The 261-nt window shown below is 68.6% G+C and carries 1 protein-coding gene; it reads left to right on the forward strand.

The window, feature by feature from the left end:
- Nucleotides 1–261: efflux RND transporter permease subunit (locus LK12_RS23560; RefSeq protein ID WP_039290970.1), on the forward strand; the 261-nt coding region annotated here is incomplete at both ends.

Consider the following 261-nt stretch of genomic DNA (forward strand, 5'->3'; position numbering starts at 1 on the left):
GTGCTGTTTGCCTTGCTGGTCATGCGCGCGCAGGGGGTGAACGCCAACATCATGTCGCTGGGCGGGATCGCCATCGCCATCGGGGCCATGGTGGACGCCGCGGTGGTGATGATCGAGAACGCCCACAAGCGCCTGGAGCGCTGGGAGCACGACCACCCCGGGGAAGACCTCAAGGGCGAGCCCCGCTGGCGGGTGATCACCGACGCGGCGGCCGAGGTCGGACCCGCCCTCTTCCTCAGCCTGGTGATCATCACCCTGTCC

The organism is Novosphingobium malaysiense, assembly GCF_000802225.1.
GTDB classification, from domain to species: domain Bacteria; phylum Pseudomonadota; class Alphaproteobacteria; order Sphingomonadales; family Sphingomonadaceae; genus Novosphingobium; species Novosphingobium malaysiense.